The 16,133-nt window shown below is 51.3% G+C and carries 15 protein-coding genes; 4 read left to right on the top strand and 11 right to left on the bottom strand.

From position 1 onward, the window contains the following. The first annotated feature begins 75 nt into the window (after positions 1 to 75). On the top strand, positions 76 to 243 hold the full coding sequence (locus HG549_RS06995) for a DUF2897 family protein (protein ID WP_010952850.1): 168 nt from the start codon (positions 76 to 78) through the stop codon (positions 241 to 243). Positions 244 to 345: 102 nt separating this feature from the next. On the opposite strand, the gene HG549_RS06990 is transcribed toward HG549_RS06995, so the two are convergent. Next, entirely contained in the window at positions 346 to 681 is a 336-nt protein-coding gene (locus HG549_RS06990; RefSeq protein WP_170028830.1) for a ComEA family DNA-binding protein, read from the bottom strand. 529 nt (positions 682 to 1,210) lie between these two features. On the opposite strand from HG549_RS06990, the gene wecB (HG549_RS06985) reads away from it, so the two are divergent. Beyond that, a complete protein-coding gene (gene wecB / locus HG549_RS06985; protein WP_170028829.1) occupies positions 1,211 to 2,344 on the top strand; it encodes a non-hydrolyzing UDP-N-acetylglucosamine 2-epimerase in 1,134 nt (377 codons plus the stop codon). A gap of 102 nt (positions 2,345 to 2,446) precedes the next feature. Here the strand turns inward: wecB (HG549_RS06985) and rfbC are convergent, their stop codons facing one another. From rfbC to rfbB, 4 genes are read right to left on the bottom strand one after another with little or no spacing between them, the layout of a single operon-like run. After that, entirely contained in the window at positions 2,447 to 2,995 is a 549-nt protein-coding gene (gene rfbC, locus HG549_RS06980; protein WP_170028828.1) for a dTDP-4-dehydrorhamnose 3,5-epimerase, read from the bottom strand. Beyond that, positions 2,995 to 3,876 carry a glucose-1-phosphate thymidylyltransferase RfbA gene (gene rfbA, locus HG549_RS06975; RefSeq protein ID WP_170028827.1) on the bottom strand — a complete coding sequence of 294 codons (882 nt, stop codon included), beginning with the start codon at positions 3,874 to 3,876 and terminating at the stop codon, positions 2,995 to 2,997. Before rfbA ends, rfbC begins: the two co-directional genes overlap by 1 nt. Positions 3,877 to 3,884: 8 nt before the next feature. Continuing rightward, complete coding sequence (rfbD, locus tag HG549_RS06970) at positions 3,885 to 4,790, bottom strand: dTDP-4-dehydrorhamnose reductase (RefSeq protein ID WP_170028826.1); 906 nt, start codon at positions 4,788 to 4,790, stop codon at positions 3,885 to 3,887. Continuing rightward, positions 4,787 to 5,857, bottom strand: a complete 1,071-nt coding sequence (gene rfbB / locus HG549_RS06965) for a dTDP-glucose 4,6-dehydratase (protein WP_170028825.1) — start codon at positions 5,855 to 5,857, stop codon at positions 4,787 to 4,789. The genes rfbD and rfbB overlap by 4 nt, the downstream gene beginning before the upstream one ends. A gap of 180 nt (positions 5,858 to 6,037) precedes the next feature. On the opposite strand from rfbB, the gene HG549_RS06960 reads away from it, so the two are divergent. Both HG549_RS06960 and HG549_RS06955 read left to right on the top strand, forming a co-directional pair. Further along, positions 6,038 to 6,616 carry a hypothetical protein gene (locus HG549_RS06960; RefSeq protein WP_170028824.1) on the top strand — a complete coding sequence of 193 codons (579 nt, stop codon included), beginning with the start codon at positions 6,038 to 6,040 and terminating at the stop codon, positions 6,614 to 6,616. A gap of 790 nt (positions 6,617 to 7,406) precedes the next feature. Beyond that, positions 7,407 to 8,228, top strand: a complete 822-nt coding sequence (locus HG549_RS06955) for an SGNH hydrolase domain-containing protein (protein WP_170028823.1) — start codon at positions 7,407 to 7,409, stop codon at positions 8,226 to 8,228. A 788-nt stretch (positions 8,229 to 9,016) separates the two neighbouring features. Here HG549_RS06955 and HG549_RS06950 read toward each other — a convergent pair. The 6 genes from HG549_RS06950 to HG549_RS06925 form a co-directional block, all read right to left on the bottom strand. Further along, positions 9,017 to 11,011: a nucleoside-diphosphate sugar epimerase/dehydratase gene (locus HG549_RS06950; RefSeq protein ID WP_170028822.1), complete on the bottom strand. Its 1,995-nt coding sequence runs from the start codon at positions 11,009 to 11,011 to the stop codon at positions 9,017 to 9,019. 81 nt (positions 11,012 to 11,092) lie between these two features. After that, positions 11,093 to 12,109 (bottom strand): glycosyltransferase family 4 protein, encoded by a 1,017-nt coding sequence (locus HG549_RS06945; RefSeq protein WP_170028821.1) that lies wholly within the window; start codon positions 12,107 to 12,109, stop codon positions 11,093 to 11,095. Further along, entirely contained in the window at positions 12,110 to 13,063 is a 954-nt protein-coding gene (locus tag HG549_RS06940; RefSeq protein WP_170028820.1) for an SDR family oxidoreductase, read from the bottom strand. Positions 13,064 to 13,068: 5 nt separating this feature from the next. Continuing rightward, positions 13,069 to 14,196, bottom strand: a complete 1,128-nt coding sequence (gene wecB / locus HG549_RS06935; protein ID WP_170028819.1) for a non-hydrolyzing UDP-N-acetylglucosamine 2-epimerase — start codon at positions 14,194 to 14,196, stop codon at positions 13,069 to 13,071. Beyond that, the gene (locus HG549_RS06930) at positions 14,189 to 15,199 is read right to left on the bottom strand and encodes a polysaccharide biosynthesis protein (RefSeq protein WP_170028818.1); all 1,011 of its coding nucleotides are present in this window, start codon (positions 15,197 to 15,199) and stop codon (positions 14,189 to 14,191) included. Before HG549_RS06930 ends, wecB (HG549_RS06935) begins: the two co-directional genes overlap by 8 nt. A gap of 59 nt (positions 15,200 to 15,258) precedes the next feature. Then, positions 15,259 to 16,131 carry an SDR family oxidoreductase gene (locus tag HG549_RS06925; RefSeq protein ID WP_170028817.1) on the bottom strand — a complete coding sequence of 291 codons (873 nt, stop codon included), beginning with the start codon at positions 16,129 to 16,131 and terminating at the stop codon, positions 15,259 to 15,261. Positions 16,132 to 16,133: the final 2 nt, after the last annotated feature.

Here is a 16,133-nt window from a genome sequence, read left to right as displayed (position 1 = left end):
AATTGAACCAACGGAACGGGTAATTGCTCAAATTTCGTACAAGCGCTGCCCATCATCGGTAAAAGGAGAACGACCATGCCCTGGTATGCCTGGCTGATACTCATCATAGCCCTTGGCTCGATCGTCGGCGGGCTGATGCTGCTGCGCGACACGGCGAAGAAACTGCCGCTGACCGAAGAGCAGCTGCGCAAGGTGCATGAGCGCAACGCCGAAGCGGATGCCAAGGATGCGCAAGACCGCTGAAGGGCCAACGCCCAAGAGCGGTCTTGTATCGCGACGGGCTGCACCGGCAGCCCAGGTTCCAGCAGTCCAGCTCAAGCCGAGAGGCTGATGCTGCTGCCAAGCCTACTCCACCATCAGCTTGTCCCGGTTACGCTCCAGCAAGGCGTTGCCAATGCCTTTGATCTCCAGCAGTTCATCCACCGAAGCAAACGGCCCATTGGCCTCCCGGTAGGCCACGATGGCCTCGGCCTTGGCCTTGCCAATGCCGTTCAGCTCCTTCTGCAACGTCAGCGCATCAGCGGTATTCAGGTTCAGCCGCTGCGCTTGCTGGGCCGGTTGCTGGCTTACCATCGGCACCGGCTCGGGCATTCCCGTGGCGCTGCCCGGGGCGGCGCTGACGGAAAAGGACAGGCTGGCGAACAGGGGGAGCAAAAGGTACGACAGAACGTTGTTACGCATGGGGAAGATTCCTTGGGTTGGTCATTTTCCAGCAGCCGGTTTCCTTCGGCTGTGCAATCAACCCTAGCGGCGAAACCCAGACCAAAACAGCCACCACCCGCAGCGAATGATTGCCAAATCAGTCAGCCACCGGCTCAACTTCGCCAACCCAAAAATCGATCACCGTCCGCCAACTTTGCCTGCGGCCCAATAGCATTGGCGGCGTACCCCATCGCCTGTAGGCAAAACCCTGCTGGTCCGTGACTGCCTTTACAGCGGAGGCCGCCCTTATTCCCACAGCCCCCAGCGAACAGGGGCACTCAACCGCACAGTCCATCGGCCAAACTACCGACACCAACTGGCAGCATGCGGCCCGACTGCTAGATTTTTAAGCGTATGGACGCCGTTTGCTTGAAGGACCGAAGCAGCATACCCTGACCCCCGCCGCTCGCCCTCGCACCAAGCCCGTCCAGCTGCCCCACGCTTGCGCACCTGCCCTGCCCGGCCCACTGGCCGACAGCGCCCCCTGTCCAGCAAGAGGATCTTCGCCGTGCCCCTCAAGACCCTCACCGTATTCGGTACCCGCCCAGAAGCCATCAAGATGGCCCCACTGGCCCTGCAGCTTGCCCGCGACGCCCGCTTCGAATCCCGCGTGTGCGTGACCGGCCAGCACCGGCAAATGCTCGACCAGGTACTGGGCCTGTTCGAGATCACCCCCGATTACGACTTGAACATCATGAAGCCCGGCCAGGATCTGACCGGCGTGACCACGGAAATTTTGCAGGGCATCAAGCCGGTGCTGGCCGAGTTCAAGCCCGACCTGGTACTGGTACATGGCGATACCGCTACCACCTTTGCCACCAGCCTGGCGGCCTATTACCAGCAAATCCAGATCGCCCATGTGGAAGCGGGCCTGCGTACCAACAACCTGTATTCGCCCTGGCCAGAAGAGGGTAACCGGCGCCTGACCGGCACCTTGGCCGCGCTGCACTTCGCCCCTACCGCTACCTCACGTGACAACCTGTTAAGGGAAGGCATCGACCCGGCGAGCATTTTCGTCACTGGCAATACCGTGATCGACGCCCTGCTGGAAGTGGTACGCAAGCTGGAGAGCCCGACGCTGAAAGTGCAGTTCGAACAGCAGTTCGATTACCTGGCTGGCCACCGCCGTATGGTGCTGGTAACCGGCCACCGCCGGGAAAACTTTGGCGGCGGTTTCGAACGCATCTGCGAAGCCCTGGTGCAGACTGCACGACAGTTTCCGGATGTGGATGTGGTGTACCCGGTGCATCTCAACCCGAATGTGCGCGAGCCAGTGAACCGGCTGCTGGCGGACGTAGACAACATTCACCTGATCGAGCCTCTGGATTACCTGCCTTTTGTTTACCTGATGAGCCGCGCCTATGTGATCTTGACCGACTCGGGCGGCATCCAGGAGGAAGCCCCGGCGCTGGGCAAGCCGGTGCTGGTGATGCGTGATACCACGGAGCGGCCGGAGGCAGTGGCGGCGGGCACGGTGAAACTGGTGGGCACGGAGGTTGGTTCGATTGTCGGGGAACTGGCCAGGTTGCTGACCGATGAGGGGGCGTATCGGGAGATGAGCTTTGCGCATAACCCGTATGGTGATGGGAAGGCGTGTGGGCGAATTGTCGAGGCGCTGGAGGCGAGATTGGGGTTGGGCTGACTGGTGCAGGTCTTGAGATGTTTGTCGTTCGTGAGATCGAGCGCCGCCCGCGCGGCGCTCGATCTCACAGGCGGCAAATTTCTCAAGCCCCCGCAGACACCATCAGTCAAACAGCTCAGCCTGGCCCAGCGCCTTGCCCAGCTTGTCCTTGGCGGACAGCGTAGGCTCGAAGTCTATCGGCCACTCGATGGCTATTTGCGGGTCATCCCAGGCAATGCAACGTTCGCTCTCGGCCGCGTAAAAGTCGGTGGTCTTGTAAACAAACTCCGCAGTCGCACTCAGCGTCACGAAACCGTGAGCGAAACCCGGTGGAATCCACAGTTGTTTGTGATTATCCGCCGACAACACCGCCCCCACCCATTGACCGAAGGTGGGCGAACTACGGCGGATATCCACGGCTACGTCAAACACTTCACCCTGCACCACGCGCACCAACTTGCCCTGTGCGTGGGGCGGCAGCTGGTAATGCAGGCCCCGCAGCACACCCTTCACCGAGCGGGAGTGGTTGTCTTGAACGAAGTCTGGCTGTAGGCCAATCACTTCATTGAAAACACGTTTATTGAAACTTTCATAGAAAAAGCCACGCTCATCACCGAAAACCGTTGGGCTAAACAGGAACACTTCAGGGATGGCCAATGAAACAGCGTGCATCAAAATACCTTCACTTCAAGCAGGTTCTTCAAATATTGCCCGTAACCATTCTTGAGTAACGGCTGGGCAAGGCGTTCAAGCTGTTCAGCGTTGATCCAGCCCGCGCGATAGCAAATCTCTTCAGGGCAGGCGACCTTGAGCCCCTGGCGCCGCTCCAGGGTGGCGATGTACTGGCTGGCATCCAACAGGCTGTCGTGGGTACCGGTATCCAGCCACGCATAACCACGCCCCATGATTTCCACCTGGAGCTGCTGCTGTTGCAGGTACAGGTTGTTGAGGTCAGTGATCTCCAGCTCGCCGCGTGCCGACGGCTTCAATTGCCTGGCCAGGTCCACGACCTGGTTGTCGTAGAAATAGAGCCCGGTGACCGCATAGTTGGACTTGGGCGCTTTCGGCTTCTCTTCAATCGACAATACCCGACCCTTGTCATCGAACTCGGCGACACCGTAGCGCTCCGGGTCCTGGACGTGGTACGCGAAAACAGATGCCCCGCTCTGCTGCTGGTCCGCGTCAAGGAGCAGCGACTGAAAGTCGTGGCCATAGAATATATTGTCACCCAGCACCAGGGCGGACGCGGCGTTGCCGATAAAGTCCGCCCCGATCATGAACGCCTGGGCCAACCCGTCCGGGCTCGCCTGCACGGCATACGAGAGGTTGATGCCCCACCGGCTACCATCCCCCAGCAATTGCTCGAAGCGCGGCGTGTCCTGCGGTGTCGAGATGATCAGGATGTCCCGAATGCCTGCCAGTAGCAGCGTACTGAGCGGGTAGTAGATCATCGGCTTGTCGTATACCGGCAACAGCTGCTTGGACACGGACAGCGTGGCGGGGTGCAGACGGGTGCCAGAGCCGCCCGCCAGAATGAGTCCTTTACGTGCCATAACAATTCCTAGCGCTGGATTTCGTCCAGCATGCGTTGCACACCCTGTTGCCAAGGCGGCATCTTGAGATTGAAGGTCTCTTCCAGTTTAGCCAACGCCAGCCGAGAATTGCGCGGGCGCAGCGCCGGCAGCGGGTAGTCCTCGGTACTGATAGCGACCAGTTGTTCGGCTGACACCTTCAAGGCAACCCCGCTACGGCGGGCATGCGCCAATACGAACTGGGCATAGCCGTGCCAGCTGGTTTCACCGGCTGCTGCGAGATGGTAGGTGCCTGCCAGGCGACTCGCATCGTGAGCACGGAAGAGACGATGCAAAATATGCGCGGTGACATCGGCAATCAGCTCTGCACCGGTAGGGGCGCCAAACTGATCCGCCACCACCTTGAGCACATCGCGCTCGGCTGACAGGCGCAGCATGGTCTTGGCAAAATTCTGCCCGCGCGCAGCATATACCCAGCTGGTACGTAGCACCACGGCAGCGGCACCGCTGGCCTGGATGGCCAGCTCACCCTCGCGCTTGGTACGACCATAGACAGACAACGGGGCGCTGGGGGCATCTTCTTGCCACTGCCGCTGGCCACTGCCATCGAACACGTAGTCTGTGGAGTAATGAATCAGCCAGGCGCCCAGCTTCGCGGCCTCACGCGCCAGAACACCTGGCGCTTCGGCATTGATCCGGGCAGCCAGGGCAGGCTCGCTCTCGGCCTTGTCCACTGCCGTGTAGGCCGCCGCGTTGACGATTACATCCGGGGCCAGCGAGCGCACTGTAGCGGCCAGGCCTTCAAGATTGGCCAGATCGCCACACAGGCCGCTTTCACCCTGGCGATCGAGCGCGATCAGTTCGCCCAATGGCGCGAGGGCGCGCTGCAGCTCCCAACCGACCTGGCCATTTTTCCCCAGCAGCAAGATCTTCAAACGCGGTCTACCCCATACTGCTGGGCAACCCAGTCGCGATAACTACCGTTCATGACGCCGTCGACCCACTGCTGGTTGGCCAGGTACCAGGCCACTGTCTTGCGGATACCTGATTCAAAGGTTTCGGCAGGCTTCCAACCCAGCTCGCGCTCGATCTTGCGTGCGTCGATGGCATAACGGCGGTCGTGGCCCGGGCGGTCGGTGACGAAACTGATCTGGTTGGCATAGGGCTGACCGTCAGCCCGCGGGCGAAGCTCGTCGAGCAGCGCACAAACGCGCTGGACTATGCCCAGGTTGGGCATCTCGTTCCAGCCGCCGACGTTGTACACCTCACCCACCTGCCCCGCCTCCAGCACCCGGCGGATGGCGCTGCAGTGGTCCTTGACGTACAGCCAGTCACGAATCTGCTGGCCATCGCCGTAGACCGGCAGAGGTTTGCCGGCCAGCGCATTGACGATCATCAGCGGGATGAGTTTTTCGGGGAAATGCAGCGGCCCATAGTTGTTGGAACAATTGGTGGTCAGTACCGGCAGGCCATAGGTGTGATGATAGGCCCGCACCATGTGGTCGCTGGCGGCCTTGCTGGCCGAATAAGGGCTGTTTGGCTGGTATTGATGGGCCTCGGTAAACGCAGGCTCACCGGCCTTGAGCGAACCGTAGACCTCATCGGTGGACACATGCAGGAAGCGGAACGCCGCCCTCTCCTGCGTATCCAGTGATTGCCAGTAGCCGCGCACGGCTTCGAGCAACTGGAAGGTACCCACCACGTTGGTTTCCACGAAGGCCTGCGGCCCGTGGATGGAACGGTCGACATGAGACTCGGCGGCGAAATTGAGCACCGCGCGCGGGCGGTGTTCTGCCAGCAGCTTTTGTACCAACGCCCCATCAGCGATATCCCCCTGCACGAAAACGTGCTGCGGGTTGCCTTGCAGGCTTGCCAGGCTCTGCAGATTGCCGGCGTAGGTCAGCTTGTCCAGGTTGACGAGGGTTTCGCCTGACTGGCTTACCCAATCCAGCACGAAATTCGCACCGATGAAGCCAGCGCCGCCGGTTACCAGGATTGTCATAGGGTTGAACGCTTCTCGCAGAGTGTCGATGGGTGTTGTTGGCGCAATTCTAGACGGGAACGCTGGCAGTGTGTTGCGGTAAGACACCGTTCACGCTTTTGACAGTTGTTCGGGCGTTGACGGCGGGGCAAAATACGAGCCCTTCTCAGGAAAAGCCATCTAGGCTCACAGGGAGTGTCTATGCCTTCTGTTTTTCCCTCGGTCGCTGTTGCGGCCTTGTTTGCTTCCGCGCCTGTCTGGGCACAGTCCACGCAGCTTGCTGACCAAATAGCACCTAGCGCATTTTTGGGGGTAGACCTGCGAGGAAATTTTTTAGCTGATGTGCCCGCGTGTGTCTTGGGAAACGGCACGCCCAGTGAGCCATGCCGTATCGAAACCGATGAACCTGGCCGATTTGAAGTACTTGGACTGCCATACTTGCCCATTTCGCCTGGCTACAAACTGTTTGCCACAGTTGCTAGTGGCTCTGTGAGCCAACTAATGCTAACAGGTAACGCCAGTAAACTATATCTTGTAAAAGAAATGTTAACTGAAGAGCTTGGCAAACCTGCAACAAGTAGCACTCGATGGGTAAAATTAAAGTCAGGAGCTTCTTATGAAACGGAGACTTTTGAATGGAACACTCAAGAATTTTCAGTTAACTTTAAACAAGACCTGGATGATTTCAGCCGCTATTTTGTCACCTTTTCCCCTTTGATTGTAGGTGCGGAGGTAGGCCGGAATGAAACGACACATCCGGGCAATACATCTAATTGGTAGCGCAGCCAAAATTCGCAAAAAAATAGCAGAGCGCCACTGAAGAAACGTCAGAGCTTGGCAGTTAGGAAGAAAGGGTCGACGCAGTCTCATGCCGTTGACGCCTTAAAGCATATGAGTATGCGCAGCCCCCAGCTGCCGCCTACCGCGTGGTAAGCGGGCTCGTTAACTCACTTCTATCTGACATCTGACGAGAGCCGTGTCTATTTGGAGAATCGACCTTAGATTGTATTTCAATTAAGCCGCCCTCGTTCTGCAGATTCGCCCCTAAGCCATGTGGTCGAAGGTGCATCAGTTTTGACAAGGAGAGTAGCTGATAGACCTCCTAACATATTGAAAATTGAATTCAGCCCATGACGCTTTTCCATCGTCGAACCCACGCCGGCATCTACTTGATAATTTTTATAAAAACGTGGTACTAAGAGACCGTCTTCACCTTGCTCAGTTTCGTACGAAACTGAGCAAGGTATAGGATATGCTGGCCAGTCTCCCGCGGGAGCCGTACTGAGAATCAAACCAATAGTCTTCATTGGAGTAATCTCATACTCAATTTATCTTGTACACTGGCCACTATTGGTGCTATATAAATATTACAGATTCCAATATCTCTCACAAGCAGAACAGATCACATTACTCGTCACCTCGATTATATTGGGCTCTGCGCTCTACCATTCCGTCGAAAAACCTTTTATGGGCAGGAGGAAGCTCACAAAGCCGGCTGGTGTAATCGTTGTAGCACTCAATTAGTGCTCTTGCTATTTACGCTTGCAATATAGTTATTGACACAGAAGGGATGAAAATCAGAATCCCCGACGAGCAGTTGAGTTTTGCTAGCGACCCCAAAAGCTATCACATCCAAAATTACGGCGGCCATGGGTATGAACTAAACTCAAAAATTGGCAACTCTTCTGGCCAAGAGATTGCTATCTTTGCTGGTGACAGTTTCGCCCTTCAATATGCATATGGTTTAGATCACACATTGCGCGGAACGGGATTTTATATACAAGGGCAATTCCAACATGGATGTCTTATTTCAAAATCCTACGTTCGGCTTGTTAACAACGCGCCGATTAAAGGATGCAAGGAAACCAACGAAGCTTTAACAAAAGCTCTTGCAGGGAATAAATACCCACTTATTGTGGCCCAGCACTGGAATGGATATAGAGGGCAAATCCAGTACAATGGCGATTCCAAAACAACAAGCCTTGATGATCAAAGTTATACATCCATTCTGCGCGGAGCATTGGAAGAGCTGAGGTCGACCGCCAGCGAGCGCGCCTTGCTGATCGTTGGTAGCCAGCCGATCGGCCCTGCCGGAGCCCCTGGAGAATGCTTACTGAGACGCTGTTTTTTAGATCAGCCGTGCGAAAAACTACTTTCGTTCCGATCTGAAACCTCAAAATCCGAGTTTGTTAATAGTATTTTGAGAGACTTCGCAGAGAGTACGCCTCAAACTTATTTCATTGACCCCGCCAAAGCAATATGCCAAGACGATAACTGCTTCACCTTCGACAATGGAAAGATCTTGTATTCAGACTCCGTTCACTTGTCAAAAGAAGGATCTCTAAAAACCGCAGACTGGCTGTCCGCTGAAATCGAAAAGCACTTAGAATAAAATAACTTTCAAACCATAGCATATTAAAAACACCTGCCCCTAGAAATCAATTATAAAAAAGGGGCAGCTCTATATGCCAAGAAAAGATTATTACCAGCCACCAAACAACCGTATAAAGCTCCTTTAACGAAAGACCGCCCTGCCGCAGCCTCTTCCAACCCAGCCAAACAGCATGACAAGTGCGTAGGAAAAATTTAAGGCTTGGGTGAAGCTGAAGAAAGCGAAGGCCGGTAGCCATATTCATAGCAGTGGCACGAACTGGAGCACCTGCAAGTCGCTTGTACGGTAGACGCTCATAGAACTGGCAGATGCAAGTGCTAATTGATGATACACGACCAGGCCGCAATTAGTACCGAGATAGTGCAGATGATGGATGACCTAGACGGAAAACGACGAAAAGCAATGGATCGGACTATATAGCTCACTGCCAGTCACATCTGAGCAGCCAAATCGTGGGTGTACTATAAGATCGAAAAATATGGAAAATGGTTGGGCTGGATAGGTAGCGCCAGCCTAATGCAAGAGCTCGTAGAAATCTATCACACAATATTAAAAAATATGCAGGTAAAAATGGTGACCAATACTGAGCCTATAAAGTATTGACCGTTGCAAAACTGAACGCCATAAATACACCGCAAAGATCGCTGTCGCAATGAAAAGCCATACTATATAAAATACGCGGATAATATGTAAAAGCAAGTATCCGAAACGCTTTAGGCTGTACGACGGCAGAGCAAACTCTGAATAACCCATACGCACAGCATTAAGCCAATTATGAGATTCAAAAATCAGTAATCTTGGCGGCGCTGCAGATAGACCCAATCAACAATTTCGCCCTGTGGACAATAACCACTAACAAGCTCGCGCAGCAATTGGCGTACTTTTGCAAAATCTTCCTCCTCAATAGCTAACGATAAAGCACTTAGCGAAGCCCTCAAAGCTTCCCAAGACAAATAGTCTTCGTTTGCCGACATAATCATAGGATGTAATGTTGGAGAAACATTATCCCCAATGAGTAATTCTTCATATAATTTCTCACCGGGTCGAAGACCAGTGAACTCAATAGCGATATCACCATTAGGGTTTCGCTCAGACCGAACACTCAAGCCGGAAAGATGGATCATTTTTTCGGCCAAAGTAGCGATGCTGACAGGCTCCCCCATATCTAAAACGAACACATCGCCACCCAACCCCATTGAGCCGGCTTGAAGGACCAATTGCGCAGCCTCTGGGATTGTCATGAAATACCGGGTAATCTTTGGGTGAGTTACGGTTAAAGGACCACCTGCTTTAATTTGCGCGTGAAAAAGCGGAATAACCGAACCAGAAGATCCCAGTACATTACCAAACCTAACCATAGTAAATCGAGTTTTGTTAACTCTAGCGACGTTCTCAGCGTCGCCAAAAAGAACCGGCGCCATTTCCTTACTCAATGCTTGGAGCACCATCTCGGCCAGCCGCTTAGTACTACCCATAATATTAGTAGGGCGCACCGCCTTATCAGTAGAGATCAATACAAAATTTGAAACATTTGCTTGAATTGCCGCTTGTGCTGTGTTTAATGTACCGAACACATTATTTATGACTCCTTCAGCAATATTGTGCTCAACCATAGGGACATGCTTATAAGCGGCAGCATGGTAGACTGTATTAACATGCCACATACTCATTGTCTCAATGAGATGTTTTTGATTACGTACAGAACCAAGGAAAGGTAGCAGACGAACCGCCAACGACTCTCGCTGAACTCGCCGCTCCAATTCACTGTGTATACTATAAAGATTAAACTCGCTATGTTCGAACAAAAGCAGAGTTTTTGGTTTCAGCATTAGAATTTGCCGACAGAGTTCGGAACCGATCGAACCACCAGCTCCTGTTACCATCACTACTTGATCGGTAATACAATGTGCTAGAAGATCTTGCTGCGCAGGTACAGCGTCACGCCCAAGCAGGTCCGCAATATCCACTTCTTGGATATCATCAACTTTTACCCGTCCGCTTGCTAAATCCATTACGCTTGGAACACTACGCACGTGGAGCGGAAACTTTTCTAAAGCACTCAAGACTTCCCGTCGCCGTCCACGGGTTGCCGAGGGTATAGCTAACAGAACTTCGTCAGCTCCAGTCAAGTCGATCATCCGCTGGATATCTTGGCTTCTGAAGACTTGAAGTCCAGAAATTGACCGATCAGCGATCATTTCGTCATCGTCAATGAACGCTACAGGGTGCATTACCCTGCCCATACGGAGTGCAGCCAACAATTGATTACCAGCAGCTCCAGCACCGTAAATCGCTACTTTCGGAAGCCCACTATCGCGACTCGCAAACGGTACATGCTGCCTTGTCGCATACCAATCACCAAGGAAGTATTGACGCATCAAAAGACGCAGCCCACCAATCATTAGGAGACTTAACCACCAATAGTTAAAAACGATTGACCGTGGCACAACTATTTTGTGATTGCTGTACCAGTAAACTATTAATGAAAGCACAAGAGCCGACAGACTAACCGCTTTAAAAATGCTAATCAAAGCATCATTGCCAAAATACCGCATGACCGCGCGGTACATACCGAAGCGAATAAAAATCGGTATGGCTATTATCGGTGCAGAGGTGAATAGCCAAAGGTGACCCACTAATGGGTTATTAAGCTCTTCGAACCCCAATCGCACGACGAAAGCCAACCAAAGAGCCAACCAAACTAGGATGACGTCCGTGGTCACCTGTAAAGCGCGCTTGTAACGGCGAGGCAAACCGAGCAAGTGCTTTCTGAATCTATCCATAAACCCTCTGCGCCTTAGGCATCTATATAGTACAGCGCCCGGCTCACGATTTTCTAAATGTCAGGCCAAGCTTATCAGCCATCAACCGTTTTCGGCTTCCCCTGCCCGGAATTTGAATGCCAGCAAGGCCAACGGTGTATACGCAATGAGCACGGCTACAACCCCTTCAATCATATCCAAAGCTACGGCACAAGCAAGCGGCAGAAGCCAGACGAGATTCATACCCAATATTGCAAGCGTCACTTTCAGATGGCTATTATATCGCCGGGTTGCGAATTGATAGGCGTGGCTACGGTGCGCCTCATAGACTTTCTCTCCGCGAAGGAGACGGCGGAATAGTGTCCAGGTTGCGTCAACCACAAAAACGCCCAGCAAGATGAGCCAGCCGAAAAAAAGCTGAAAGTCAATCCAACCGGCGCTTAAGGAAAGTACGCCTAACGCAAGGCCGAGGAATCCACTACCAGCATCCCCCATGAAAATTTTTGCCGGGGGAAAGTTCCACAGCAAAAAGCCTATGCTCGCAGCAGCTAACATCAGAGGTGCCCAAACCTCTCCTATTCTGTCAGTTAAATAATATAATAATGCACCGCCTAGACTTACGAAGATAGCTTCAAGACTCGCCAACCCATCAATGCCATCCATAAAATTATAGAGATTAAGAAGCCATACCAGATAAAGCACTCCGATAACATTCCCGAGCCAACCCAACTGCACGTTGGAATTGAATACTTCGATGTTAGGAAAGCCGTTGACACAAAACAGAATTAATAACGCAGCGGAAAAATGCCCAACAAGCCGCCAGCGAGCTGCGATGTGTCCATGATCATCTAGGAACCCGAGCAATGCCACACCAACGCCTGGCCCGAGTAAAGCGTATGCAACAGGCGCAGAAACTGAACCCTGGCCCGCTAAGATAGGAATTACCAATAAAAAAGCCGCTACGATTGCGACCCCGCCGCCACGTGGCGTTGGTACTTGGTGTGAGCTTCGTGTATTGGGCACGTCGATAATATTCCGCTTTAGCGCATAACGCCTGAGCAAGCTGGTTGAAGCAAATGATAAAAGAGCCACTAGCAGCATCAGAAAAAAACTTACCATTTACTTCTCAAGCTCCTTGTAGTAGGTCGCAACCGAAGCGAGGCCATCATCAACACTCACTGGCGGATGCCAGTCCAATAGCCGTTGATTTTTTTTAATATCTACCTGTAGCGAGCCACATAACCTCAGGGCGATAGATCGGCGTTTGATTAATCTCGCGAAGACTTCAATCAATGCACTCGGAATGGGTAAAAGCCTAGCAGGACGTCCGAGAGCCGAAGATAACCGGCGCAATAAACTTGAAGTCGACAGATCATGCCCATCACTTGCTAAGAAAACCTGGCCAGCAGCAGCCGGATGCACTAAACAAGTAAAGATTAGGTCAACAAGATTATCAAGGAAGATCAAACTTCTTTTATTATTAATGGCTCCGAATGGCAAAGGAACCCCTCGGTCTAACCACTTCATCATAGAAAGAAAGTTGCCCTTAACACCAGGACCATAAACCAAGACTGGGCGAATTATGACCACCTCCAAACCAGTCTCGTCTGCAATTTTCTTTAAGCCTAATTCCGCCTCATATTTGGAAATCCCATAGGGATCAACCGGCGCAGGTTGACTCTCAGCGGTGAAACTATGACCAACCACCGTTTCCTCCCCATTAACTTTTATTGAGCTAATAAAAACGAATCTCTTTACGCCTGCCGCTGCGGCTTGGCGCGCAAGCGCAAGAGTACCATCAACGTTCACCGTCCGGAATTCAGTCAGGGGGTCCTGGGCAAGATCCTTCATAACATGAACACGAGCTGCCGCGTGTACAACTACCGAAACATCTTCAAGCAAATCATGCCAACAACTATCAGAAGAGAGCCCGGGTGATAAACAGACGTCTCCAGGTACAGAATGCATGGGCCGCTTTCTATATATGCCCCTTACAGGTATGCCTTCTTCCGAGAGGCGCCGTAGTACCGCGCTCCCGACAAAACCACTAGCGCCTGTTATCAGTACCCGCATTTGTACTAGCCCTTTCGCCAAACAGTACGATTAACGTAATCGGTATAGCTCAAAACAACCCGGACTACTTGATGAGAAACCGGACCCCCTTCATAATCTTTAACGACAGGTATGATGCGCTTGTTGTATAGATGTTGTGATGTCACAACTTTTACGGCAGTCATTACCGATTCCTTTTTGAGGCCACTCATAATCAAAGTACCTTCATCCATTCCCTCTGGACGCTCATGAGCGTTTCGCAATGTCACTGCTGGCAAGCTAAGAAGGGATGCTTCTTCAGTTATCGTTCCACTATCTGAGAGAACGCAAAATGCAGACATTTGCAATTTTATATAATCAAGCAAACCGAAAGGTTTGACAAAACGAAGCAGCGGATGCTCAAGCGATTCGCCTAGGTCCTCCAATCGCTTACGCGTCCTAGGATGAGTTGAAACTACTACAGGGTAGTTATATTGATCTGCAAGCTCTCTAAGAGTCTCGATAAGGTCCTTAAGATTATCTGGAGAGTCAACATTTTCTTCACGATGGGTACTTACCAAGAAGAACTTACGCTCCTCAAGGCCACATCGTGCCAAGACATCGGAAGCCTCGATTTTAGGCATATAATATTCGAGTACTTCATGCATATGAGAGCCAGTCTTAATGATAGTTTCAGGCCTCACACCCTCTGCTATCAAATAACGACGAGCATGCTCAGTGAGCACCAGATTGATGTCACTTAGGTGATCAAGGACCTTACGATTCAGCTCTTCCGGAACTCGCTGATCAAAGCAACGATTACCCGCCTCCATGTGAAAAACCGGAATTTTACGTCTCTTAGCAGCGATCACAGCCAAACAAGTATTTGTGTCGCCATACAACAATAGGGCATCAGGCTGTTCCAAAGCAAACACTTCGTCAGCTTTTGCTATAACTTCAGAAATAGTCTGAGCTGCCGTTATTCCGGCAGCACCGAGGAAGTGATCAGGCTTTCGAATTTCTAGATCATCAAAGAAAACCTGATTGAGTTCATAATCATAGTTTTGCCCAGAATGCACCAAAACATGCTGAACCTGCTTATCAAGCTCAGCAATTACACGACTCATCTTAATTAATTCAGGTCGCGTACCAACTAACGTCATTACTTTAAGCATTAATCTGCTCCTGAATATAGTCCAGCTTCAGCAACAACTCCTTGATACTCTCAACATCAAGACGGAAAGTGTTGTGTGATGTATAGTCATCAAGCTCAGAAATACGTTGCTCACCTTCCACGAAGTACTTTTTATAGTTCAAATCTCGATTATCAGCCGGAATTCTATAATAACGCCCCATATCTTCCGCCTTCGCCATTTCCTCGCGAGAGACTAGCGACTCGTATAGTTTTTCGCCGTGTCTTGTTCCAATCACTCGAACACTATTATTCTTTCCAAAAATTTCCTTCAAAGCCTGCGCTAAGTCGCCAACGGTGGATGCAGGCGCTTTTTGTATAAAGAGATCACCTTGCTGACCATGTTCAAAAGCATGGAGAACCAAATCGACGGAGTCTTCCAGCGACATCAAGAAGCGAGTCATGGAAGGATCCGTGATTGTAAGATCTTCGCCAGAACGCAGTTGCTCTACAAAAAGAGGAATCACAGATCCACGGGAAGCCATTACGTTCCCGTAGCGAGTAGCGCATATAACTGTTCCGTTAGTTGGAATCATCCGCGATTTAGCCACCATCAATTTTTCAGCCATGGCTTTAGAGATACCCATAGCATTGATTGGATAGACCGCTTTGTCCGTACTTAAAACAACTACACGTTTGACGTCGCTTGCTATGGCAGCATTTAGTACATTCTCGGTACCCTGAACATTAGTACGTACCGCTTCCATTGGGTAAAATTCGCAGGAGGGAACCTGTTTTAAAGCAGCCGCATGAAATACATAGTCAACACCAACCATAGCTTGTTTCAAGCTATCGTAATCACGCACATCACCAATATAGAATTTAAGCTTATCATTAGCCAATGAAATACGCATATCCTCCTGCTTTTTTTCATCGCGGCTAAAGATCCTTATTTCACGAACTTGGGTATCGAGAAAACGCTTCAATACAGCATTCCCAAAAGAACCAGTCCCACCTGTAATTAAAAGAACTTTATTATCAAACATATTCAACCCTTCACGACAATCAATACACATAAAAACCAAGAACGCATCGCCGCACAGACCTAAACAACAGCGGTATGCCTTGCAGAATGCATGATCCGAACAAGTTCAGGCCAGGCCGGAGCAACGTAACCCGTAGCGGCGGTAAAACGCTCGCTATTCAGGGAGCGGTCCATAACAAATTCTGAGTCGGGTGTGATTTTAATGTTTTTATTATACTCTAGCGCGATCAAATGCAACAGATCCAGCTTGGAAATTGGCGCAGCTGAGACGTGATACAATCCACTGAGCTCGGGATTCGGCAAGACATAGTCTTTGATAACTCGCGCCAGCTCCACAGTAGGCAAGCCAGAGAAGATTGCTCTAGCAAATCCTTTAACTGAAGTACTTTGAGAAAGGAACCAATCAACTAAAGAGGAATTAGAGTTGAGTTCATGACCAATGATTGAGGTTCGAAGAGTAATGGAATGAGCCACATCGTGAAGTTCACCTATAAACTTCGACTTACCATATAGATCGACAGCATTTGATACATCGCTTTCTAAGTAGTTGCCTTTAGAGCCGTCAAACACACAATCTGTGCTGACATGAACCAAACGGGCATTTACCAAACTGCACAAAGACGCCAACTGGTGTGGCAGAATGGAATTAATTGGGAGTACCGTCAGTGGGTTTTTAGATTCCTCAAGTTGCTTTATCAATCCAACACAGTTAACAACAACCTGCGGTCTTACCCTGTCAAATACATTAATAAGGCTCTGAATATCGAGCACATTGACTCCAGTGATCAAACGCTCGCGATCACTCGGCGAAAAATGACTCAGTCCACCTTTATCTCTCAATGTGCCCCAGACTTCGTGAGAGCCGTCTTGATTGAACACTCGGAACACTGCACTACCAAGCATCCCGGTTGTACCTAGTACTAATATACGCAAGT

The organism is Pseudomonas sp. SK (assembly GCF_012975065.1).
Lineage (GTDB): Bacteria > Pseudomonadota > Gammaproteobacteria > Pseudomonadales > Pseudomonadaceae > Aquipseudomonas > Aquipseudomonas anuradhapurensis.
The sequence above is the reverse complement of the archived record's forward strand: the minus strand, read 5'-3'. Positions and strand labels throughout refer to the sequence as shown.

Bases quoted from the DNA above. Each gene is read 5' to 3' on its own strand.
- HG549_RS06995 (WP_010952850.1), top strand. From the start codon at position 76: ATGCCCTGGTATGCCTGGCTGATACTCATCATAGCCCTTGGCTCGATC.
- HG549_RS06990 (WP_170028830.1), bottom strand. From the start codon at position 681: ATGCGTAACAACGTTCTGTCGTACCTTTTGCTCCCCCTGTTCGCCAGC.
- rfbC (WP_170028828.1), bottom strand. From the start codon at position 2,995: ATGCACGCTGTTTCATTGGCCATCCCTGAAGTGTTCCTGTTTAGCCCA.
- rfbA (WP_170028827.1), bottom strand. From the start codon at position 3,876: ATGGCACGTAAAGGACTCATTCTGGCGGGCGGCTCTGGCACCCGTCTG.
- rfbB (WP_170028825.1), bottom strand. From the start codon at position 5,857: ATGACAATCCTGGTAACCGGCGGCGCTGGCTTCATCGGTGCGAATTTC.
- HG549_RS06960 (WP_170028824.1), top strand. From the start codon at position 6,038: ATGCCTTCTGTTTTTCCCTCGGTCGCTGTTGCGGCCTTGTTTGCTTCC.
- HG549_RS06955 (WP_170028823.1), top strand. From the start codon at position 7,407: ATGAAAATCAGAATCCCCGACGAGCAGTTGAGTTTTGCTAGCGACCCC.
- HG549_RS06950 (WP_170028822.1), bottom strand. From the start codon at position 11,011: ATGGATAGATTCAGAAAGCACTTGCTCGGTTTGCCTCGCCGTTACAAG.
- HG549_RS06945 (WP_170028821.1), bottom strand. From the start codon at position 12,109: ATGGTAAGTTTTTTTCTGATGCTGCTAGTGGCTCTTTTATCATTTGCT.
- HG549_RS06940 (WP_170028820.1), bottom strand. From the start codon at position 13,063: ATGCGGGTACTGATAACAGGCGCTAGTGGTTTTGTCGGGAGCGCGGTA.
- wecB (WP_170028819.1), bottom strand. From the start codon at position 14,196: ATGCTTAAAGTAATGACGTTAGTTGGTACGCGACCTGAATTAATTAAG.
- HG549_RS06930 (WP_170028818.1), bottom strand. From the start codon at position 15,199: ATGTTTGATAATAAAGTTCTTTTAATTACAGGTGGGACTGGTTCTTTT.